Annotated in this window: 25 protein-coding genes and 7 tRNA genes; 27 read left to right on the plus strand and 5 right to left on the minus strand. The window is 39.9% G+C overall.

What is annotated here, in order from left to right:
* The first annotated feature begins 9 nt into the window (after window positions 1-9).
* Genes BUB66_RS01380 through BUB66_RS01415 form a run of 8 tightly spaced genes read left to right on the plus strand, consistent with a single transcriptional unit; the run spans window position 10 to window position 6715 of the window.
* Entirely contained in the window at window positions 10-648 is a 639-nt protein-coding gene (locus BUB66_RS01380) for a flagellar brake protein (RefSeq protein ID WP_073253492.1), read from the plus strand.
* 34 nt (window positions 649-682) lie between these two features.
* Window positions 683-2659, plus strand: a complete 1977-nt coding sequence (locus tag BUB66_RS01385; protein WP_073253494.1) for a chemotaxis protein CheA — start codon at window positions 683-685, stop codon at window positions 2657-2659.
* A 20-nt stretch (window positions 2660-2679) separates the two neighbouring features.
* The gene (locus BUB66_RS01390; RefSeq protein ID WP_073253497.1) at window positions 2680-3132 is read left to right on the plus strand and encodes a chemotaxis protein CheW; all 453 of its coding nucleotides are present in this window, start codon (window positions 2680-2682) and stop codon (window positions 3130-3132) included.
* 10 nt (window positions 3133-3142) lie between these two features.
* Window positions 3143-3781 carry a chemotaxis protein CheC gene (locus BUB66_RS01395; RefSeq protein ID WP_073253500.1) on the plus strand — a complete coding sequence of 213 codons (639 nt, stop codon included), beginning with the start codon at window positions 3143-3145 and terminating at the stop codon, window positions 3779-3781.
* Window positions 3747-4232: a chemotaxis protein CheD gene (locus BUB66_RS01400; protein ID WP_073253503.1), complete on the plus strand. Its 486-nt coding sequence runs from the start codon at window positions 3747-3749 to the stop codon at window positions 4230-4232. The genes BUB66_RS01395 and BUB66_RS01400 overlap by 35 nt, the downstream gene beginning before the upstream one ends.
* A 17-nt stretch (window positions 4233-4249) precedes the next feature.
* Window positions 4250-4990, plus strand: coding sequence for a FliA/WhiG family RNA polymerase sigma factor (locus tag BUB66_RS01405; protein WP_073253504.1), 741 nt, complete (start codon window positions 4250-4252; stop codon window positions 4988-4990).
* 13 nt (window positions 4991-5003) lie between these two features.
* Window positions 5004-6437, plus strand: a complete 1434-nt coding sequence (locus BUB66_RS01410) for a flagellar assembly protein A (protein ID WP_073253507.1) — start codon at window positions 5004-5006, stop codon at window positions 6435-6437.
* Window positions 6434-6715, plus strand: coding sequence for a hypothetical protein (locus tag BUB66_RS01415; protein WP_143156172.1), 282 nt, complete (start codon window positions 6434-6436; stop codon window positions 6713-6715). Before BUB66_RS01410 ends, BUB66_RS01415 begins: the two co-directional genes overlap by 4 nt.
* A 9-nt stretch (window positions 6716-6724) precedes the next feature.
* Here the strand turns inward: BUB66_RS01415 and mnmA are convergent, their stop codons facing one another.
* The 5 genes from mnmA to BUB66_RS01440 form a co-directional block, all read right to left on the minus strand.
* On the minus strand, window positions 6725-7813 hold the full coding sequence (gene mnmA, locus BUB66_RS01420) for a tRNA 2-thiouridine(34) synthase MnmA (protein WP_188092862.1): 1089 nt from the start codon (window positions 7811-7813) through the stop codon (window positions 6725-6727).
* Entirely contained in the window at window positions 7800-8192 is a 393-nt protein-coding gene (nifU, locus tag BUB66_RS01425; protein WP_073253516.1) for a Fe-S cluster assembly scaffold protein NifU, read from the minus strand. Before nifU ends, mnmA begins: the two co-directional genes overlap by 14 nt.
* A 2-nt stretch (window positions 8193-8194) precedes the next feature.
* Entirely contained in the window at window positions 8195-9373 is a 1179-nt protein-coding gene (gene nifS, locus BUB66_RS01430; protein ID WP_073253519.1) for a cysteine desulfurase NifS, read from the minus strand.
* A gap of 46 nt (window positions 9374-9419) precedes the next feature.
* Window positions 9420-9872: an RrF2 family transcriptional regulator gene (locus BUB66_RS01435; RefSeq protein WP_073253522.1), complete on the minus strand. Its 453-nt coding sequence runs from the start codon at window positions 9870-9872 to the stop codon at window positions 9420-9422.
* A gap of 144 nt (window positions 9873-10016) precedes the next feature.
* Window positions 10017-10241 (minus strand): NifU family protein, encoded by a 225-nt coding sequence (locus BUB66_RS01440; RefSeq protein WP_073253525.1) that lies wholly within the window; start codon window positions 10239-10241, stop codon window positions 10017-10019.
* A 158-nt stretch (window positions 10242-10399) separates the two neighbouring features.
* Between BUB66_RS01440 and hisC the strand changes: the two genes are divergently transcribed.
* From hisC to pheS, 19 genes are all read left to right on the plus strand, one after another.
* Window positions 10400-11488, plus strand: coding sequence for a histidinol-phosphate transaminase (gene hisC / locus BUB66_RS01445; RefSeq protein ID WP_244269705.1), 1089 nt, complete (start codon window positions 10400-10402; stop codon window positions 11486-11488).
* Window positions 11489-11559: 71 nt separating this feature from the next.
* A complete protein-coding gene (locus BUB66_RS01450; RefSeq protein WP_073253533.1) occupies window positions 11560-11769 on the plus strand; it encodes an alpha/beta-type small acid-soluble spore protein in 210 nt (69 codons plus the stop codon).
* Window positions 11770-11932: 163 nt separating this feature from the next.
* A tRNA-Val gene (locus BUB66_RS01455) sits at window positions 11933-12008 on the plus strand.
* Between the two features lie 12 nt (window positions 12009-12020).
* Window positions 12021-12098 (plus strand) — tRNA-Asp (locus tag BUB66_RS01460).
* Between the two features lie 10 nt (window positions 12099-12108).
* Window positions 12109-12184 (plus strand) — tRNA-Phe (locus tag BUB66_RS01465).
* A gap of 6 nt (window positions 12185-12190) precedes the next feature.
* Window positions 12191-12265, plus strand: a tRNA-Gly gene (locus tag BUB66_RS01470).
* 13 nt (window positions 12266-12278) lie between these two features.
* Window positions 12279-12352: transfer RNA gene (locus tag BUB66_RS01475), tRNA-Cys, on the plus strand.
* Between the two features lie 10 nt (window positions 12353-12362).
* A tRNA-Leu gene (locus BUB66_RS01480) sits at window positions 12363-12451 on the plus strand.
* 8 nt (window positions 12452-12459) lie between these two features.
* Window positions 12460-12534 (plus strand) — tRNA-Val (locus BUB66_RS01485).
* Window positions 12535-12642: 108 nt separating this feature from the next.
* Window positions 12643-13251, plus strand: coding sequence for a DUF445 domain-containing protein (locus BUB66_RS01490; RefSeq protein WP_073253536.1), 609 nt, complete (start codon window positions 12643-12645; stop codon window positions 13249-13251).
* 308 nt (window positions 13252-13559) lie between these two features.
* Window positions 13560-15473: a threonine--tRNA ligase gene (gene thrS / locus BUB66_RS01495; protein WP_073253539.1), complete on the plus strand. Its 1914-nt coding sequence runs from the start codon at window positions 13560-13562 to the stop codon at window positions 15471-15473.
* Between the two features lie 184 nt (window positions 15474-15657).
* Entirely contained in the window at window positions 15658-16203 is a 546-nt protein-coding gene (gene infC, locus BUB66_RS01500) for a translation initiation factor IF-3 (RefSeq protein ID WP_073253541.1), read from the plus strand.
* Window positions 16204-16209: 6 nt separating this feature from the next.
* Window positions 16210-16407, plus strand: a complete 198-nt coding sequence (gene rpmI / locus BUB66_RS01505) for a 50S ribosomal protein L35 (RefSeq protein WP_073253545.1) — start codon at window positions 16210-16212, stop codon at window positions 16405-16407.
* Window positions 16408-16422: 15 nt separating this feature from the next.
* A complete protein-coding gene (gene rplT / locus BUB66_RS01510) occupies window positions 16423-16779 on the plus strand; it encodes a 50S ribosomal protein L20 (RefSeq protein ID WP_073253547.1) in 357 nt (118 codons plus the stop codon).
* A gap of 77 nt (window positions 16780-16856) precedes the next feature.
* Entirely contained in the window at window positions 16857-18176 is a 1320-nt protein-coding gene (locus tag BUB66_RS01515; protein WP_073253550.1) for a TrkH family potassium uptake protein, read from the plus strand.
* A gap of 20 nt (window positions 18177-18196) precedes the next feature.
* The gene (locus BUB66_RS01520) at window positions 18197-18847 is read left to right on the plus strand and encodes a potassium channel family protein (protein ID WP_073253553.1); all 651 of its coding nucleotides are present in this window, start codon (window positions 18197-18199) and stop codon (window positions 18845-18847) included.
* 15 nt (window positions 18848-18862) lie between these two features.
* Window positions 18863-19660 carry a TrmH family RNA methyltransferase gene (locus BUB66_RS01525; protein WP_073253556.1) on the plus strand — a complete coding sequence of 266 codons (798 nt, stop codon included), beginning with the start codon at window positions 18863-18865 and terminating at the stop codon, window positions 19658-19660.
* A 3-nt stretch (window positions 19661-19663) separates the two neighbouring features.
* Window positions 19664-19822 carry a YqzL family protein gene (locus BUB66_RS11975; protein ID WP_143156173.1) on the plus strand — a complete coding sequence of 53 codons (159 nt, stop codon included), beginning with the start codon at window positions 19664-19666 and terminating at the stop codon, window positions 19820-19822.
* A gap of 113 nt (window positions 19823-19935) precedes the next feature.
* Window positions 19936-20952, plus strand: a complete 1017-nt coding sequence (gene pheS, locus BUB66_RS01535; RefSeq protein WP_073253559.1) for a phenylalanine--tRNA ligase subunit alpha — start codon at window positions 19936-19938, stop codon at window positions 20950-20952.
* Window positions 20953-20959 lie beyond the last annotated feature (7 nt).

The following is a 20959-nucleotide window of genomic DNA, read 5'->3' on the forward strand; positions in this document are numbered from 1 at the left end:
GGGAAGCTCATGAAGAACTTGGTTTTGGAAATTGGGATGAGAGTGGAAATTGAGGTGGAAAGAGACAAACAAAAGATATTATTACCGAGTAAAGTGGAAGATATTGAAAATGAAAGATATTTTTTGGGAATGCCTTTTTTCGAAGGTAAGATTTTTTTCCTTGAATCTGAAGAGACAGTCAAAATATATTTTGCAAAGAACAACAGTTTTTATTACATCCAAGGGAAAGTAGTGGAAAAAAAATATGCTCCCATTCCTGTCATAGGTGTGGTGTTGGATGGAAAGCCAGAAAAAAATCAGCGCAGGAACTACTTCAGGGTTCAGGTGATGAGAAGGATAAAATTAAGGCCTGCTGATTCGGATAATTGGATGAAAGCTTTTTTAGTTGACCTAAGTGCAAGCGGCGCTTTGATTTATTTTGGCAGACAGTTAGAGAAAGGAGATTTTGTTGAATTAAAGTTGCCACTAGGTTTTAAAGAGCTAGAGTTGAAGGCAAGGGTAGTAAGGATAGAAAAGGACCAATTGAGGCGTGTCCAGCAGTATAATGTAGGAGTGCAATTTATAGATATAAACGAACAGCAAAGGGACGAAATCATAAAGTTCGTTTTAGCAGAGCAAAGAAGACTGCGCCAGAAGGGTTGTATATAAAAAAAGAAGTTTTCATCATAGGAGGTTAATGATAATGGACAGCCGTTATTTAAATGTCTTTTTAGAGGAAGCAACGGAACACGTAGAAAACTTAAATAGCAATCTGTTAAATCTTGAAAAGAACCCTACTCAAGAAGTGGTGGAAGAGATTTTCAGGTCTGCTCATACGCTGAAGGGCATGGCTGGGACTATGGGGTTCAACAAAATATCAGAATTAACCCACGAGATGGAAAACTTGCTGCACGAGATAAGAAACGGCAGATTTTTAGTAACGAGTTCTATTGTGGATATACTGCTAGAATGTGTAGATTTAATTCAAAAAATGATAGAAAATATTTCTTTAGAAGGAAGTGAAGGCCAGATAGAAATAACTTCTAGTATTGACAAATTAAGGAAGTTTATCGCAGGTGAAAGTGAATTGAATTTTAAAGAGCCTTCTAAAGAAGACGAAGCGACTTTCAATGAATTCGAAATTCGGATTATGGAAGAAGCTTCGAGAAAGAATTTGAAAATATGGGAGGTGCTAATAAGGTTAAGTGACGACTGTCTCTTGAAGTCAGCTAGGGCTTTTTTGGTTTTCAAGGCTCTGGAAAATTTGGGTGATATTATTAAGACTAGACCTCATGTTCAGGATATAGAAGATGAAAAATTCGAAAATGAATTTTATATATATTTGGTATCGCCGAAATCAGAAGAAGAAATTTTGGACGCCGTAAATTCCGTGTCGGAGATAAAAAGTGTCACTGTAAAAGAAATAAAAATGAATGCTGAAATGAATAAAACGGGCGAAATCGAATCATCTGGTTCAAGTCAAATTACATTTACATCCGATAAAATCGGTGATATAACCAAAATAAAAAATACTACAAAGACGCTCAGAGTTGATATAGAGCGATTAGACAACCTGATGAATTTAGTCAGTGAGCTTATTATAATAAAAACTCGTCTGGAAGAACAGGATAGGACTCCTGAACACGTGCAAAAAAGGCGAGAGGCCCTAGAATACCTAGCAAGGATTACTTCAAGCCTCCACGATGCAGTCATGAAGGTGAGAATGATACCAATAGAGAACGTATTCAACCGATTTCCTAGGGTAGTCAGGGACCTTTCAAAAGAGTTGAAAAAGCAGGTTAATCTGATAATTGAAGGAGCCGAAACTGAACTCGACAGGACGATAATCGATGAGATTGGGGACCCCTTGGTACATCTTATAAGAAATGCGTTGGACCATGGCATTGAGACTCCAGAGGAAAGGAGAAAAAAGGGGAAGCCCCAAGAAGGTACATTGAAACTCAAGGCATATCACGATGGCAATAATGTAGTAATAGAAGTGTCCGACGATGGACGTGGCGTAGATTTAGAAAAAGTTTTAGAAAAAGCTCAAAATTTAAATTTGGTGGATAGAGTTCAAGGGAAAAAATTGAAAGAAAATGAAATTTTAAATTTCCTTTTTGAACCTGGCTTTAGTACAAAAGAAAAAGTTACCGATATCTCTGGAAGAGGGGTAGGTTTGGACGTTGTTAAAACGAAGATCGAATCTCTGGGCGGTTCAGTGGAGGTAAAAACAAAAAAAGATGAAGGTACTACATTTTTAATAAGGCTGCCGCTGACTCTAGCTATAATACAGGCACTAATGGTAGAATTGGGTAAGGAGAAATACGCAATTCCATTAAGCTCAATTAAGGAAATAGTAATTCTTCAAAAAGAAGAATTGAGGAAGGTTCAAAAAAGTGAAGTGATTTTGCTGAGAGGAAACGTTATTCCGATACTGAGGCTTCACCAAATACTGGATATTTCAGCCGGTGAATCCGACGAGGAAACCCTTACGGTGGTGATAGTTAAAAAAGGCGATAAAGAAGTGGGGTTGATCGTTGATAACCTATTGGGAGAACAAGAGATAGTGATTAAATCGCTGGGGAATTTCCTGAAAAACATAAAATTTATCGCCGGAGCTACCATTTTGGGAAATGGACAGGTTGCTCTGATCTTGGATATAAATGCATTGCTATAAAAAACAAGGGGGAATTGTGGATGGAAGAAATTCGCCAGTTGGTTGTATTCAAACTGGGACAGGAAGAATACGCTGTAGACATCATGCAGGTAAACACGATTGAGCGAATGATGCCGATAACCAGAGTCCCGAAAGCACCGGATTTTGTGGAGGGAGTTATAAACCTCAGGGGCGAAATAATTCCGGTAATAGACCTGAAAAAGAAATTCGGCATTGCTACCGGTGAAGTTACGGGCGATACAAGAATCATTATAGTCATGCTGGATGATTTGACGGTAGGAATGATAGTGGATTCTGCAACCGAAGTTGTTCAATTGGCACAAGATTCCATCGAACCGCCTCCGTCGGTTGCGGGAAACATAAGTTCTGATTTTTTGGAAGGAATAGGGAAAATAGGTGAAAGGCTGCTTATAATACTTAATCTTGAAAAAATTTTAAAGCCCGGCGAAGCAGAGATGCGGGCTGCAATGTGAGGTTAAAAATATGTTCAAAGAGATAGAATTGGATGCTCTTAAAGAGATAGGCAACATTGGTGCAGGAAATGCTGCGACGGCTTTGTCGATGCTTTTAGCAAAAAAAGTGAAGATGAAAATTCCGGAAGTCAAAGTATTGCCTTTTGATGAAGTTTCAAAGTTGGTTGGCGGACCAGAGAATATGGTCACGGGAATTTTCTTTAGAATTGAAGGTGGGCTTGGGTTTAATATTTTATTTATAATACAGCCCTCTGACACATTAAATCTGTTAAAAATAATGCTGGGGCAAGAAAAGCTAGAATTGGATTTGACGGTTTTAGAAGAGTCTGCATTAAAAGAGATGGGGAACATAATTGCCAGTGCTTTCGTAGCGGCACTTGCGGATTTTACGCGGCTATCTTTGCGAATATCAGTGCCATGCCTTGCCGTTGACATGGCAGGTGCTATACTCAGTGTTCCGTTGAGCCTTTATGGCTATATTGGAGATACTGCATTTTTGTTGGAAACAGAATTTGAAGAAGGTTTGAACGATATAAAGGTTCACTTTTTCCTAATACCCGATGATGACAAGACATTTAAAGTACTTTTGAACACAATTGGAGTGAGGACATCTGATGGAAATAATTCGAGTGGGGATGGGAGAATATAAGACAGCCAAAGCACCAGCAATGCTTGTGTCTTTTGGCCTAGGTTCGTGTGTAGGAGTTGCGCTATATGACGGAGTTAGGAAAATAGGTGGTTTGGCTCATATCATGCTTCCTGATAGTAGTTTGGCTGGGAAAAAAGACTTTAACCCCGGCAAGTTTGCTGATACTGCTATAGAGCATTTAGTTGCTGAGTTGAAAAATGGAGGGGCAAGCACCAAAAATCTAGTCGCAAAAATAGCAGGAGGAGCTCAGATGTTTCAGTTGAAGTCAGAAAACAGTGTAATGATGATAGGAAAGAGAAATGTAGAGGCAGTAAGAAGGAAATTAAATCAGTTAAATATAGATTTAATTGCCGAAGATGTTGAAGGCAATTACGGAAGGACTATTGAATTTTGCTGCGAAACGGGTAAATTGACCGTAAAAACCATAGGACACGGAATAAAAATACTTTGATGATTTGAGGTGGTCGGGTGCAGGAGGCAGTCAGGGCGGAGAATCTACTGCTTGAATATAGGAAAAAAGGTGATTCTACAATAAAAGAAAAGATTATAAAAATGTACATTCCTTTAGTAAAACATATAGCAGCCCGGCTGGCCATAAATTTGCCGCCATTTGTGGACTATGATGACCTCGTTAGTGCTGGAATCATAGGTCTTTTGCAGGCCATTGACAGATTCGATATAGAAAAGGGAGTAAAGTTCGAAACGTTTGCCTATAAGAGGATCAAAGGAGCAATGCTCGATGAACTTAGAAGGTTGAACTGGATACCTCAAAAGGCTTTAGAGAAAGCGAAGATTCTGCAACAGGCTTATTCAGAGTTAGAGCAAGAGTTAGAAGGAAAGGTAAGCGATGAAGACATATGCAGAAAGTTAAATATTACCATAGACGAACTGCAACGGACTTACAGAGAATTGGCTGCAACCAGCGTGGTGTCTCTTGAAGAGGTATTGGCAGTAGTGGCAGAGGAAGATGAAAGACCGGAACATTATGTGGAGAAAGAGGAATTGAAAAAATTATTGGGGGATGCGATAGATAGACTTCCGAGCAAAGAAAAACTTGTTGTTGCTCTTTATTACTACGAGGGATTGAATTTGAAAGAAATATCTATGGTTCTAAATATTTCGCCGGCCCGGGTCTCTCAACTACATACGAAAGCGATAATGAGACTGAGGGGAAGCCTTAGTAGAAAAAGAGCCTATTTTAGAAATTAGGGGGTGTGAATTGATGGAAAAAATAGACACAAACTATCCTGAAGATGTGAGTCAGATTGAACAGGAGTGTTTTGTTCGCGTGAAGATTTCTGAAGATGAAATGAGTGCGACCCTTGCATTAATTTCATCTTCTGCAAGTAAGGCAAACCTCAGTATAGATGATGTTTTAAAGGAACTGAACAAAAATAGTGTTGTATTTGGGATAGATGTAGACAAAATAAGGGAAATGCTAGAAAAGGGCATTTACGATACTCCTATCGAAATAGCGAGGGGAATTGAGCCGAAGGAAGGCAAAGATGGGAAAATTATATATCACGTAGAGATTAACAAGGAATTGAAACCTAAGATCACCGAAGATGGGAAGGTAGATTTTCACGACCTTGGGTTTATTACCAATGTTAAAAAGGGGCAATTGCTGGCCGAGATAATTCCTCCGGAAAAGGGTAATCCAGGGAAGACCGTAACCGGCAAGGTAATACAGGCAAAAGATGGTAAACAGGTTAGGCTCCGACCTGGGAAGAATGTTACATTATCGGATGATGGAAATTTTTACTATTCGGCCATCGACGGACATCCGGTGATTGACAGAGAAAGAATTAGCGTGCTACCAGTAATGGAAATAAAGGGAGATGTGGGGCCGGCGACAGGAGATATAGATTTTGTTGGAAGCGTAAAGGTCTACGGAAATATAAAGAGCGGGTATAAAGTTAAAGCAGAAGGAGATATAGAAGTAGAAGGTTATGTGGAAGCAGCCGAGCTCGTTGCAGGAGGGAAGATTTTTTTAAAAAGAGGTATAAGAGGCATGGGTAAAGCGATGGTAAAAGCTGCCGGCGACATTGTGGCAAAATTTGCAGAAAACTGCACTTTAGAAGCCGGAAAAGATGTAATCGTAAATGAAGCAATAATGCACAGCTTTGTTTCAGCGGGAAACAAAATAGAGGTAAAAGGGAAAAAAGGCCTCTTGGTAGGAGGCAGCGCAAAAGCCGAAAAGGAAATAAATGCAAAGGTTATAGGGTCGCCGATGGCAACAGTGACTGTATTGGAGGTAGGGGTGAATCCCAAATATAAAAGAAGAATGTATGAAATCTGCCAAGAACTTGAAAACGTGGAAAACAATTTGGCAAAAATCAAGACAGCCCTAGAAATCATAATAAAACAGGTAAATAGAGGAATAGAGATACACGAAAGGATCGAAATGGCTAAGAGGTTAAAAGAATCAGAGAGTGAGCTTTTAGAAAAAAAGAAAGAATTGGAGGAAGAAAAGGAGAGACTGTCGATACTAAGCGAAACCGTATCGTTTGCTAAAGTTTCTGCTAGTGATACGGTTTATCCTGGAGTAAACATAACTATAGGTAATGCAAGCATCAGGCTAAAAGACAAATACGAGCACGTAACTTTTTACAATTGCGAAGGGCAGATAAAGTCAAGACCATATGAAAGAAGGTGAAACTCTTGCGGCCCGTTGACATGCAGGTAATTATTCCGAAGACTTTGGAAGTGGCAAAAGAACATCAGAATCTGCAGGAATCCGGCAAAGTGGTTCAAACCATGCTAGGCGTGCAGTTCCAAAAACAGCAGGAAATAGAAAAGAGAAAAGTTAATTCACCTACTAAATCGGAAAAAATTGAGGTAACTTCAGAAAAAGAAAGGAGAAAGGATGAAAAAAATAAAAAAAGGGAAAGCCCCTTTAAAAAAAGCAGCAATCATATTGATGTAAAAATTTAGCTTTTGCCGTTATTCTCCCTTTTTTGCTATTATTCCACCGCCTAAGACCAAATCACCGTCATAAAAAACCACCGACTGTCCAGGCGTTACCGATTTTTGCGGTTCGTCGAAAACGACCTTTACGTTGCCGGACTCTAAAGGATGAATTTCGGCCGGTTTTTCTTCAAAGTTGTAACGAATTTTTGCGTAAGCCCTGATTTTTTGAGTGAGTGAATCGAAAGCTATCCAATTGATTTTTTCTGCTTGAAATTCTTTGGTAAAAAGGTCCTTTTCCTCACCTACAATTATTGCATTTTTTTTTGGGTCAATTTTGACTACGTAGAGCGGTTTTCCAGCCGAAATACCCAATCCCCGCCTCTGACCGATGGTGTAAAAGGCAATTCCTTCATGCTGGCCCAAAACTTTTCCGCTAGTGTCCAAAATTGGTCCTGGTTTTATCCGCTCAATCGCTTTTTCTTTGAGAAAGTCTTTGTAATTCGTATTAACGAAGCAGATTTCTTGGCTGTCGGGCTTTTCTGCCACGGGCAAACCGGCTTTACGGGCGATTTCTCTAATCTGACTCTTTGTGAATTTTCCTAAAGGTAGCAGCAGATGTTTAAGCTGCTCCTGAGTCAAGTTGTAGAGGGCGTAAGATTGATCCTTGGTTTTATCCCTTCCCTTCTTTAAAAGGTACCTCCCGGATTCGCCATCGTATTCTATTCTGGCGTAATGGCCTGTGGCTAGATAATAAGCATCGATTTCCATCGCCTTTTTTAAAAGGGCTTCGAACTTAATGTATTTATTGCAAGCTATGCAGGGATTTGGAGTCCTTCCTACCAGGTATTCGTCCACAAAGTAGTTAACTACCTTTTCGTTGAATAACTCCTTGAAATTCAGCACGTAATAAGGAATTTTTAGCTTTTCAGCTACTTTACGCGCATCATATACGGCGCCGATGGAACAACAGCCCCCTTCCCGGTATATGTATTCTTCGGAAGGGTCCTGCCAGATTTGCATCGTGATACCTATAACTTCGTAGCCTTGTTCCTTCAATAAATAAGCGCAGGTGGAGCTGTCAACTCCACCGCTCATGGCAACCACCACTCTATTTTTGTTCAGCGACATCTTTCCTCTCCTTTTTTCTCTTGTAATCTTCTATAGCAGCGTGTAGAGCATCGGCAGCGAGATTTGAACAATGCATTTTCACTGGGGGTAATCCGCCCAAAGCTTCGGCCACCGTTTTGTTCGTGACCTTTAAAGCTTCATCTATAGTCTTTCCCTTTACCATTTCAGTAACCATGCTACTGGTGGCTATGGCGGCTCCGCATCCGAAAGTCTTAAATTTAATGTTTTCGATTACGTTGTCTTTGACTTTTATATATATCTTCATTAAATCCCCACAAACCGGGTTTCCAACTTCTCCAATTCCATCCGCATCTGGGATTTCTCCCACATTTCTTGGATTCGCAAAATGTTCCATTACTTTTTCGCTGTACATTTTCAGTTACCTCCTTTTGACGGGAAAAGCGGAGACATGTTGCGCAGTTTTTCCACTATGCCGGGAAGCACTTCAAGCACATAGTCTACGTCTTCTTCCGTATTATCCCTTCCTAAAGTGAGCCTTAAAGAACCATGGGCGATTTCATGAGGTAGTCCTATCGCTAAAAGTACGTGTGAGGGTTCGAGAGAGCCCGAGGTGCACGCAGAGCCGCTAGATGCACAAATACCCTTCATATCCAGATTAAGGAGCAGGGACTCACCTTCTATATATTTGAAACATACGTTTACATTGTGAGGCAACCTCTGAGTGGGATGCCCGTTTAAAATTACGTGCGGTATTCTTTCCATTATGCCTTTAATTAATTTATCTCTCAGATAAGACAATTTTTCATATTGTTCCATAAGTTCTTTTTCGGCCAATTCCGCTGCTTTGCCAAATCCGACGATACCCGGGACGTTTTCCGTTCCTGCGCGTCTTTTATTTTCCTGCGCACCACCGGTCATGAAAGGTTTAATTTTGGTGCCTTTTCTGATATATAAAGCGCCGACGCCTTTAGGGCCGTAAATTTTATGAGCTGAAATGCTTAAAAGGTCTACCTCTAGTTCATCGACGTTGACCGGGATTTTCCCAACAGTCTGCACAGCATCGGTATGGAAGTATATTTTTTTGTCGAGCTTTTTAAGTGCTTTTCCGATCTCTGCAATAGGCTCTATAGTCCCTATTTCGTTGTTGGCGTGCATTATGGTAACTAGAATTGTTTCATCGGTGATAGCGTTTAGTACGTCTTCGACTTTTACCAGACCGTATTTGTCTACGGGTAGATATGTCACCTTGAAACCTTCTTTTTCCAAATCCTCGCAAGTATGAAGTACTGCATGGTGCTCTATGGAGCTTGTGATGATGTGTTTTCCTTTTTCCTTATTTGCATGGGCGATGCCCCTTATTGCCCAGTTGTCCGATTCGGTACCTCCTGCGGTGAAAAATACTTCTCGGGGATCAGCTCCTATGAGGTGAGCAACTTTTTCTCGGGCCTCTTCTATAGCTGACTTTGCTTCGCGACCGTAAGAATATATGGTCGAAGCGTTACCGAATCTTTCTGTAAAATAAGGTAGCATTGCTTCTAAGACTTCTTGCCTTACCGGAGTAGTACCGGCATGGTCCATATAAACTTTTTTCATAAGTTCATCCCCTTTTTTGATAAAATGAAATTTTCTTCTTTGTAAACTAAATATAATACATATAGCTTTCCGATGAGTTCTTACGTTTTTCGGCTTCGTCGCACATATCCTGAAGCGTTATCGAATCCACCGCCTGAATTATGCTGTCCCTTATTTTTTCCCACACTAGCCGCATTATGCAGCTTTCTGCTTTGTCACATTCTACGGGGTCCTGTTCCAGAACGCAATCAACAAGTCCTATCGGCCCTTCAAGGGCCCTTAAAACATCGCCTACCGTTATTTCTGAAGGTTTTTTGGCCAGCATATAGCCGCCTTGAGCGCCGCGGATGCTTTTTACCAGTCCCGCTTTTCTCAAAATCATTATGAGCTGCTCTAAGTAATGTTCTGAAATATTTTGCCTGTCGGCGATGTTTTTCAAAGGTATAGGCCCTTTCCCGAAGTTGACAGCTAAATCAAACATGGCGGTAAGACCATAGCGGCCTTTAGTCGTAAGTTTCAATTTGATTCGCCCCTTAATTCCTATCGATTTAGTTGGTTTTCTGTAAATAATATACTTTATATTAACTAGAATGTCAAGTTAATTAAAAAAACACCGCTTTTTAAGTTCAAGCATAAAAAGCGGTGCGGTATCATAAATTATTTTTTAAACTGCTTGTACCTCTTTTACTCCGGGCACTTCCTCTTTTAAAACCTGTTCAATACCGTTTTTAAGGGTCATGGTTGAAAATGGACAGCCAAAGCAGCTTCCTGTTAGCCTAACTTTAACAATGCCATTTTCTTCGTCTACTTCAACCAATTCCACGTCGCCTCCATCTGCCTGAAGCGAGGGGCGTATCTTATTTAGAACTTCCTCGATTTTTTCCTTCAAGATAAAGCACTTCCTTTCTCAAAAAATATCTTTATGGTGAATTCAATTATATCAAAACTCTTTCTTGCTATCAATTATTTTACTTCCCTTCGTTGACTTTTTTGCACAAATCGTGTTATAGTTTTTAATAATTTAAAGTAGGAATGGAGGTATGTAACGTGAAATATAAAAGGGAAGACCTTGTAAACCTTCTTCCATATAAACCTGCTAAAGTAAAAGAAGTGATAAGGCTTCACGCAAACGAGAGTCCATATGATCTGCCTCAAGCCTTGAAGGACTCTATTTTCGAGCGAGTTAGGGGAGAAAACTTTAATTATTATTACGACCCGAACTGTGATGAACTTAGAGAAGCTCTCTCGGAGTACCTTGGGATAGGACCGGAAAAGATTTTTGTGGGCAGTGGAGGAGACGAGATTATATATGACATTGTTTTAGCTTTTGCCGGCCCAGGTAGGGAGGTAATAATACCCGTTCCTTCCTTCCCAAGTTATGAAATTTTCTCGGTCATTTCTGGTGCAAAAGTAATTTGCGTTCCTTTGTTACTAGAAGAAGATTCTATACATTGCAGTTGGAAGTTAGATGTATCAAAAATAAAAAGTCATTTCAAAAAAGATGTGTCTCAGGTAATGTTTATTTGTAACCCAAATAATCCTACTGGTGATTATTTCAGGGACCTTGATATACTTGAATTGATAGAAGATTTTAATGGGGTAGTAGCGATAGACGAAGCTTATTTTGAATTTGGCGGAAAGACCTTTATAAAGATGATTTCTCAATTTCCCAATTTGGTCATAATTAGAACCTTTTCTAAAGTGTTTTCACTAGCAGGGCTTCGAATTGGCTATGCGGTGGCGGATGAAAATTTAATCGAAGAATTATATAAAGTGAAACCACCATACAACGTGAATCTCTTTTCCCAAATAGCGGCTGTTGAAATTTTAAAGCATATGGATTGGGTAAAAGAGGTAAAAGAGAAAATAATAAATGCAAGGGAAGAATTAAAAAACAAATTAAAAGAACTTCCTGGAATAACGGTATACCCTAGTAGTACCAACTTCCTCTTGTGCAAATTCAAAGTTCCAAGAGACCTTGTATACAAAAAACTCTTGGAAAAAGGTATTCTTGTAAGAAAGCCGGAAGGGAAAGAAGTTGAAAACATGCTGCGTTTTAGCGTTGGTACACCTGAGCAGAATGAATTTTTACTAAAATCCCTCGAAGAAATCTTGAAAGAGAGTATGAAATTATGAAATAAATACATAAAAATAGAAACGCTAGCGCAAACTTATAAAAAATAATAAGGAAAGAAGAGGGAGAAACTATGTCTAGAAATAAAAAGATCGCAGAAAAATCAGAAAAAGAATTAGAAAAATTGAAAACTGAAGTTGCGCGGGAGCTAAATCTGGAGGATGATATTAAAAAAAGAGGGTGGGAAAACTTAACCGCTAGAGAAACTGGGAAAATAGGGGGGCATATGGTAAAGAAATTAATGCGGAAGGCCAGAGAAGATATGCATAAAAAAGAAAGTTAATCGAATTTCGAAAAGGCGGGAAAGACAAGGACGACAGACATATTGACCAGATAATCGAAGAAAAAACGCGATAATTTATGGATAAATCGAATAAATGGTTATAAAGAAATTTCATTGTTTTTGACAGCGAACTAATTATCAGGTATACTTAGAAGTGTCGCAAGGGCGGATAGCTCAGGTGGGAGAGCACGTGCCTTACAAGCACGGGGTCACAGGTTCGAGCCCTGTTTCGCCCACCAAAAATGGTATGCGGCCCAGTAGTTCAGTTGGTTTAGAACGCCAGCCTGTCACGCTGGAGGTCGAGGGTTCGAGTCCCTTCTGGGTCGCCATATCAGTCCTGCCTTGGTAGCTCAGTCGGTAGAGCAGAGGACTGAAAATCCTCGTGTCGGTGGTTCGATTCCGCCCCAAGGCACCAGTTTGTGCGGAAGTGGCTCAGAGGTAGAGCATCGCCTTGCCAAGGCGAGGGTCGCGGGTTCAAGTCCCGTCTTCCGCTCCATTTTTATTTAAATGGCGGCATAGCCAAGTGGTAAGGCAGAGGTCTGCAAAACCTTTATCCCCAGTTCGAATCTGGGTGCCGCCTCCAAAAAAAATAGGCCGGGGTGGCGGAACTGGCAGACGCACAGGACTTAAAATCCTGGGGGTAGCAATACCCATACCGGTTCGATTCCGGTTCCCGGCACCACTTAAAGTGGGCGCTTAGCTCAGTGGGAGAGCGCTTCCTTGACGCGGAAGAGGTCGTAAGTTCGATCCTTACAGCGCCCACCATTTTTGTGCCAAGTTGTACAGTGAGAAAAAGCCCTATAAAGGGCTTTTTTTATAGTTGATTTGTTGCCTTTTATGGAATTTATTGTAGGATAATGTGAGGTTTTGGCGATGAAAGAAATTTTACCAATTTTACAGTTGGTTTTTATGCCTTTAATAGGGGCTTTCATAGGCTGGCAGACTAACGTTTTAGCAATAAGGTTGATATTTCGTCCTTTGAAGCCAGTGAGAATTTTGGGAGTGGAATTTCAAGGACTTATACCAAAAAGGAGAAGGGAATTAGCAAAAAATATAGGTGAAGTTTTAGAAAGAGAAATTATATGCTCAGATGATATAATAAATCGCTTGACAGCGGAAGAAATAAAGTTTCAAATACTGTCGCGGATTAAGGATATATTAGAGCAGAAAATCAATGAAAAGCTACTTTATTTGCCTAACACGTTTAAGGCGGCGGTGGCAAATTTTTTGCTTGATGCAGTAGACAGAAATGGCGAAATCGTTTATGAGGAATTAAAAAAAGATTTTACAGCAAAAGTAAAAGAAAAATTCAAATTAGGCTCAATGGTTGAAGAGAAATTGAACTCTCTCGACTTAAAACAGCTCGAAGAACTAATAGTAAAGCTCTCGAAGAAAGAGTTAAGACAGATAGAGTTGCTTGGAGGAGTCATAGGATTTTTTATTGGCTTCGTACAAGCTATATTTTTGCATTTTGCCAGATAATACATTGGTGATTGCCTTGTAAAACTTGACATTATGATTAAAGGGGAATATAATTAACTAAAAGCTGAATAATATCAAGGGCTATGAAGAGAAGAGTAGGCTTACGAGTTCTCTCAGAGAGGGGCCGGGAGCTGGAAAGGTCCTGAGAATAGTAAGCCGAAAACCGTCTCGGAGTCCTTAGGTGGCACCTTTAAAGCTTTAAGAGTATAAAAATAAGGGTGGAACCACGGGAGCAACCTCCCGTCCCTTGCGGGATGGGAGGTTTTTCGATTTATTAGGAAAAATGACATGAAGTGAGGTGGTTGGCAATGCAGGAACAAGTAAAGATATTCTTAAAAGGAGATAAGGAAAAAATTTATCCGAAAGGTGCTACAGTTATGGACATAGCAAAGGACATAAGTCCTAGATTGGCAAAAGAAGCTTTAATAGCTAAAGTCAATGGGGAACTTGTGGATTTGAGTTATAGAGTGGATAAGGATTCTGAAGTGGAAATTCTGACCTTTGAGGACAAAGAAGGAAGGGACGCGTTCAGACATAGCACTTCTCACGTAATGGCTCAGGCGGTAAAGCGACTTTTCCCCGATGTTAAATTGGGTATTGGGCCTGCTATTGAAGAAGGTTTTTACTACGACTTTGATAGGGAGGAGAGCTTTACTCCTGAAGACCTTGAGAAAATCGAGAAGGAAATGGAAAAAATTATTGCGGAAGATCAGCCGTTTATACGAATGGAAGTGACAAGAGAAGAAGCGATAAAAAAATTGCAAGAAATGGGAGAGCCCTACAAAGTGGAATTGGTCCAAAACCTGCCGGAAGATGCCAAGATAAGCTTTTATAAAAACGGCGAGTTTCTCGATTTATGTGCAGGCCCCCACATACCATCTACAGGCAGGATAAAGGCCTTTAAGCTGACGACCCTTGCGGGTGCTTACTGGAAGGGCGATTCGCGCAATAAGATGCTGCAGAGGATTTACGGTACATCTTTTCCGAAAAAATCGATGCTAGAAGAATACCTAAAGAATCTGGAGGAGGCTAAAAAGAGAGATCATAGAAAACTGGGAAGGGAACTCGAGCTTTTTAGCATGCACGAGGAAGGTCCAGGCTTCCCGTTTTTCCATCCAAAAGGGATGATACTCTGGAATACATTAGTAGATTTTTGGAGAAAAGAACACCAGAAAAGAGGATATCAGGAGATAAAAACTCCTATCATATTAAACGAAGAATTGTGGAAACGGTCGGGTCATTGGGATCACTATAAAGCAAACATGTATTTTACTCAGATAGACGGAGAAGGGTATGCTATAAAACCTATGAATTGCCCTGGTGGAATATTGATATATAAAAGCCAGGTCCATAGTTATAGAGAGTTTCCATTGAAATTGGCTGAATTAGGGCTCGTCCACAGACATGAGCTTTCGGGAGTTTTACATGGTTTGATGAGGGTGAGAAGCTTTACTCAAGACGATGCCCATATTTACGTCATGCCATCGCAAATTGAGGAGGAAATTCTGGACGTAATTGAACTGGCAGATTACATTTACAAGATTTTCGGCTTTGATTACCACGTGGAGCTGTCAACTAGGCCTGAGAATTCAATGGGGCCTGATGAACTTTGGGAAAAAGCCACATCGGCCTTGCAAAGAGCCTTGGAGAAAAAAGGATTTGCTTACAAAGTAAATGAAGGTGATGGGGCATTTTATGGTCCTAAAATAGATTTTCATCTGAAAGACAGCATAGGCCGAACCTGGCAGTGCGGTACAATTCAGTTGGATTTTATGATGCCGGAAAGGTTCGACCTCACGTACATCGGTCCGGATGGAGAAAGACACCGTCCTGTAATGATTCACCGGACTATTTTCGGGAGCCTTGAACGTTTTATAGGGATCCTTATAGAACACTATGCAGGAGCATTTCCGGTTTGGCTGGCCCCAGTGCAAGTAAAGGTAATACCTGTAAGTCAAAAATTTTTGGAGTACGCAAGACAAGTAAGAAAGAAACTAGAATTCCATGATATTAGAGTAGAATTGGATGAAAGAAATGAGAAAGTAGGTTATAAAATAAGGGAAGCCCAAATGCAAAAAATCCCGTATATGCTCATCGTGGGAGAAAGAGAGGAAGCCGAAGGCTCTGTGTCGGTGAGAATAAGGGAAAAAGGCGATGTAGGGACGAGAAGTTTAGAAGAGTTTATCCAAGAGATACTAGAAAAGATAAAAAGCAAAGAATAAAACTTATAAAGTAATTGACATCATAAAACCCCGTATGATATATTAGTTTAGGTAATCGAAAACAAATATTTTAGCGAAAAAAGTAGAAGAATTCATCTTCTCACCTTATGGCGAAAGCCTATAAGGTCCGACAAGAAAAAGGGGGCAGGTGGATTCTTCCTGCCCTTTATTTATTTAATTTTTTTTGGAGGTGAATGGTATTACAAAAGAAAAAGAACTGGAAGTAAATTATGAAATTAAGGCGCGAGAGGTTAGAGTAATAGATGTTGACGGAAAACAACTGGGGATAATGCCGTTAAAAGAAGCTTTAAGGCTTGCACAAGAAAGGCAATTGGACTTAGTCAAGGTAGCTCCTCAAGCAAAACCGCCGGTGTGTAAAATAATGGACTATGGAAAGTACAAATACGAGCAAAGTAAAAGAGAAAAAGAGGCCCGTAAAAATCAAAAAGTAATAAGTGTTAAAGAAATAAGGATGAGCCCAAACATAGAAGAGCATGATTTTCAAGTAAGGGTTAAAAGTGCTCTTAGATTTTTGGACGACGGCAATAAGGTAAAAGTTACTGTGAGGTTTAGGGGAAGAGAGATAACCCATACCCAACTGGGGGAGGATGTACTAAAAAGATTAGCGGAAAGTGTGAAAGAAAAGGCAGTAATAGAAAAACCCCCAGTGATAGAAGGAAGGAATATGGTGATGATACTTTCGCCAAGACAAAATACAGCTAAGGAGTGAGCTATGATGCCTAAAATGAAGACTCACAGAGGTGCTGCTAAAAGATTCAATCTGACGAAAAAGGGAAAAATAAAGAGAGCAAAAGCGTTTAAAAGCCATCTTCTTTCTCATAAATCACAAAAGAGGAAAAGGCGCCTAAGAAAGCCGGCCTTCGTGAGCAAGGCAGATTACAAGCGAATTTTACAGTTGATACCATATAAGTAAACGGAGGGATATTTGATGCCAAGAGTTAAAAAAGGAGTTACAGCTCGAAGAAGGCATAAAAAAATTTTAAAATTAGCGAAAGGATATTACGGGGCAAAGAGCAAACGCTTTAGGATGGCCAATCAGGCGGTTTTAAAATCCTTGATGTATTCATACATCGGGAGAAAGCTGAAGAAGCGTGATTTCAGGAGACTTTGGATCACAAGGATTAATGCAGCAGCGAGAGCCAATGGGATTTCGTACAGCAAATTTATTAGCGGCCTTAAAAAAGCAGGTATAAAGATTAACCGTAAAATGCTAGCAGAGATGGCTATACACGACAAAGAAGGATTTAATCAATTGGTAGAGATAGCTAAAGCAAATGTAAAATAAATTTAAGTTAACTGGCGATCGCTTTTGTCTGATATTAGGAGGCGATCAAAATCAAAGTAGTTGCTTTCGGTCATAATTTGAGATTAAAACCGGCACAGATTTTGGTTTTAGGGTTTGCCGTAGTAATCTTAATTGGTACTTTGCTACTTGCTTTGCCAGTAGCATCAAAGACTGGAAGGAGCGTGGGATTTTTAAACGCACTTTTTACCGCTACTTCTGCTACGTGCGTAACGGGACTCGTGGTAGTTGACACTTATACACAGTATTCGATTTTTGGACAAATTATCATTTTGCTTTTAATCCAAATTGGTGGCCTCGGATTTATGACGATGGCCACGTTAATATTTTTGATATTGGGAAAGAAGATAACTCTTCGAGAGCGCCTTGTAATGCAGGAAGCTTTAAATCAACTAGCCATCGCAGGCGTGGTAAAGCTTGCTAGGTATGTCATTTTTACAACGCTATTTTTTGAAGGAGTAGGTGCTTTTTTACTTTCGTTGCGATTCATTAAAATTTATGGATTTTCGAGAGGAATTTATGCTGGAATTTTTCATTCAGTGTCAGCATTTAATAATTCGGGGTTTGACGTCATAGGAGATTTTAGTAGTTTTACTCCCTTTGTGGAAGATCCCGTAATTAATATAGTGGTTATGGCGCTGATAATTTTTGGTGGTTTGGGATTTTCAGTGATATGCGACGTATTTACTACAAGGAGCTTTCATAGACTCAGCCTTCATTCAAAAATAGTTCTCACAATGACTGCAATTTTGCTGATATTTGGTTTTATTGTGATTTATTTTTTAGAGCATGAAAACCCTAAAACCCTCGGCAATCTTTCGCCTTTCGGGAAAATTATGGCTGCAGCTTTTCAATCAGTAACTGCTAGGACAGCAGGGTTTAACACAATAAACCAATCTGATATGACACTTTCTGCTAAATACTTTACTATGCTGTTGATGTTTATTGGGGCTTCGCCGGGTTCTACGGGTGGAGGTGTGAAAACATCGACGTTTTTCTTGCTAATGTTGATGATCTATACTGCAATAACATCTAGAGAATATGTAGAAATATACAATAGGCGGATCCCTTGGGATAATGTATTTAAAGCCTGTGTTATTGTTGTGGTAGCTCTGCTACTCATATTTACGGTTTCATTCTTGCTAACGCTGACCGAAAAAGCAGATTTCATACTCATATTGTTTGAAACCGTATCTGCCTTCGGAACTGTAGGTTTGTCATTAGGAATCACCCCTTACTTGAGCGATGTCGGAAAGGTGCTCATAATAATCACCATGTTTCGCGGTAGGGTGGGACCACTTACAGTAGCTCTAGCGCTGGCTACTAGAAAAAAAATTGCTCCTATAAAATATCCTGAGGAGAAAGTACTTGTAGGTTAAATACTCGGAGGCGGTGTTAGGTGAAGCAATTTGTAGTAATAGGTTTAGGGAGATTCGGTTCAAGTGTTGCGAAGACGCTATATAAGCTGGGTTACGATGTATTGGGAATTGATATAAGTGAAGAAATAGTTCAATCATTGGCTGACAGCATAACCCATGCTGTTCAAGCAGATGCCACGGATGAAAATACATTGAAAGCTTTGGGAGTTAGGAATTTTGACGTCGGTATAGTAAGCATCGGGGATGATATACAGGCGAGCATTTTAGTAACTTTGATTCTTAAGGAGATAGGGATAAAATACGTAATAGCAAAGGCACAAAACGACCTCCACGGAAGAGTTTTATACAAAATAGGGGCCGACAGGGTGGTTTTTCCGGAAAGGGATATGGGAGTTCGTGTAGCACATAATTTAGTGGCATCGAATATTCTCGATTATATCGAGCTTTCGCCCGAATTTTCGATAGTTGAGCTAGAGGCTTTTCCAGAGTGGTACGACAAAACATTAGGTGAATTGAAAATGCGGAAAAACTATGGATTGAATGTCATGGCTATAAAACGCGGTGAAGAAGTGATAGTTTCTCCGGGGGCAGAAGATTTAATAACAAAGGGAGACATCCTTGTAGTAGTAGGACAGAATAAAGATATAGAAAAACTTGAGAAACTTGTCTGATTATTTGGAGGCAAAATGACTTTTAAAGAGCTTTCAAAAGGGCAAATAAATCTTATTAAGGCTTTGATAAATCAGAAAAATTATAGGAAGAGAAAAGGACTTTTTATTATCGAGGGATTACGGGCTACTCAGGAAGCTATTAATTCAGATTATGCAGTTGAATTCATCGTATTGTCGGACGATTTTGTAAAAAAATACGGAGGAAAATTCCCTGGATTTGGGAATGTGAAAGTATACAAAATAACGCAAAATCTCTTCAAAACTCTGTCGGATACTAAGACCCCGCAAGGTATAATGGCAGTTGTTAGAATGAAGAAGTTTGAAATCGCAAATTTTTACGAGGGTAACTTTTTAGTAGTTGCTCTTGATGGAATAAAAGACCCGGGTAATATGGGGACTATTATAAGAACAGCGGATGCAGCCGGAGCCAGCGGGATTTTGGCAGGAAAAGGATGTGTGGACGTATATAACCCTAAGGTGATAAGGTCCACGATGGGCTCCATTTTTCACCTTCCAGTAGTGGAAGAAATTGACCTTCAGAGGGTACTGGAAGAATTATCTATAAAAGGAGCTAAAATAGTAGTAACTAGCCTTGGTGCGAAAAAAAGTTACCTAGATGCGGACTATACATCACCGGTAGTTATTGTCTTCGGCAGCGAGGCTGAAGGAGTTTCAAAGGAGATATTGAATATGCCGTCGGAACAGGTAAAAATTCCGCTTTTCGGCAAGGCGGAGTCGCTGAATGTAGCGGTGGCTTGCGGAATTTTACTTTATGAAGCTGCAAGACAAAGAAGGGCTCTCTTTCCCTTGTAAAACATGGCCTTCTGTGCTATAATAAACTTAAATGCGGGGAAAGGGAGTGGTCTTTTGCTGACCGCCGACTTTTTTTGGAATATTTTTGAAGCTACGGGTTCGATAACAGCTTATTTAATATACAGGAAGTTGATTGCAAGCAGGATTTATTTCATGCAATAAGGTTTTAAATGCAAAATATTAATTTTTAAGGAGGTAGTGATGAAGACGAGCTTTCGTCCGTTTTCCTGGACGAAAGCTTTTTTATAATTTGATTTTAAGGAGGTAGCAAGTAAGTGAAGGAAGAATTGTTAAGTCTAAAAGAAGAAGCTTTGCATGAAATTAAAAAATCGCAAGACCTAAGGGAACTGAATGATATTAGGATAAAATATTTAGGGAAGAAAGGCAAGCTCACTGCAATATTGAGGGGAATGGCGAATCTTTCACCGGAAGAAAGGCCTACGATAGGGAAATTAGCGAACGAGGTAAAAGAAGAATTAGAACAAAAGTTTTTTCAAAAAGGTTTGGAACTAAAAGAAATCGCAAAAAAAATAAGGCTTCAGAAGGAAAAAATAGATGTTACGGTCCCATCAAAAGTTATTTTGGGACACAAACATCCGCTGACATTGGTTTTAGACGAGATAAAAGAAATCTTTCTCGGCCTTGGATATGAAGTTGTTGAAGGCCCGGAGATTGAGCTTGATTATTACAATTTTGAAGCTCTAAATATACCCAAAGATCATCCGGCGAGAGATATGCAGGATACGTTCTATATAACTGAAGAGATTCTTTTGCGAACTCATACCTCTCCTGTGCAAATAAGGACAATGGAAAAAAAGAAACCTCCTATCAAAGTGATTGTTCCAGGAAGAGTTTATCGTTCCGATGAGGTAGATGCGACTCATTCTCCTGTATTCCACCAAGTTGAAGGACTTGTGGTTGGAGAAAAGGTGACAATGGCCGATTTGAAGGGCACTCTTATAACTTTTGCAAAGATGTTTTACGGCAAGGAACGGAGGGTGAGGTTCAGGCCCAGCTACTTTCCATTTACCGAGCCGAGTGCTGAAATGGATATATCTTGTATTGCGTGCGATGGAAAGGGATGCAGGATTTGTTCTTATACAGGGTGGCTGGAAATTCTAGGCTGTGGCATGGTTCATCCGAACGTGCTTAAAAATTGTGGATACGACCCTGAAGAAGTTACGGGCTTTGCTTTTGGCATGGGGATAGAAAGGATAGCCATGTTAAAGTACGGCATTAACGACATGAGGCTGTTTTTCGAAAACGATCTTAGATTCTTAGAACAGTTTTAGCAGGGAG

This window comes from Caldanaerovirga acetigignens (genome assembly GCF_900142995.1).
GTDB classification, from domain to species: Bacteria; Bacillota; Thermosediminibacteria; order Thermosediminibacterales; family Thermosediminibacteraceae; genus Fervidicola; species Fervidicola acetigignens.

Coding starts and splice junctions, on each gene's coding strand:
- BUB66_RS01380 (WP_073253492.1), top strand. CDS start 10: ATGAAGAACTTGGTTTTGGAAATTGGGATGAGAGTGGAAATTGAGGTG.
- BUB66_RS01385 (WP_073253494.1), top strand. CDS start 683: ATGGACAGCCGTTATTTAAATGTCTTTTTAGAGGAAGCAACGGAACAC.
- BUB66_RS01390 (WP_073253497.1), top strand. CDS start 2,680: ATGGAAGAAATTCGCCAGTTGGTTGTATTCAAACTGGGACAGGAAGAA.
- BUB66_RS01395 (WP_073253500.1), top strand. CDS start 3,143: ATGTTCAAAGAGATAGAATTGGATGCTCTTAAAGAGATAGGCAACATT.
- BUB66_RS01400 (WP_073253503.1), top strand. CDS start 3,747: ATGGAAATAATTCGAGTGGGGATGGGAGAATATAAGACAGCCAAAGCA.
- BUB66_RS01410 (WP_073253507.1), top strand. CDS start 5,004: ATGGAAAAAATAGACACAAACTATCCTGAAGATGTGAGTCAGATTGAA.
- nifU (WP_073253516.1), bottom strand. CDS start 8,192: ATGTACAGCGAAAAAGTAATGGAACATTTTGCGAATCCAAGAAATGTG.
- nifS (WP_073253519.1), bottom strand. CDS start 9,373: ATGAAAAAAGTTTATATGGACCATGCCGGTACTACTCCGGTAAGGCAA.
- BUB66_RS01450 (WP_073253533.1), top strand. CDS start 11,560: ATGTCTAGAAATAAAAAGATCGCAGAAAAATCAGAAAAAGAATTAGAA.
- BUB66_RS01490 (WP_073253536.1), top strand. CDS start 12,643: ATGAAAGAAATTTTACCAATTTTACAGTTGGTTTTTATGCCTTTAATA.
- thrS (WP_073253539.1), top strand. CDS start 13,560: ATGCAGGAACAAGTAAAGATATTCTTAAAAGGAGATAAGGAAAAAATT.
- rpmI (WP_073253545.1), top strand. CDS start 16,210: ATGCCTAAAATGAAGACTCACAGAGGTGCTGCTAAAAGATTCAATCTG.
- rplT (WP_073253547.1), top strand. CDS start 16,423: ATGCCAAGAGTTAAAAAAGGAGTTACAGCTCGAAGAAGGCATAAAAAA.
- BUB66_RS01525 (WP_073253556.1), top strand. CDS start 18,863: ATGACTTTTAAAGAGCTTTCAAAAGGGCAAATAAATCTTATTAAGGCT.
- BUB66_RS11975 (WP_143156173.1), top strand. CDS start 19,664: ATGGCCTTCTGTGCTATAATAAACTTAAATGCGGGGAAAGGGAGTGGT.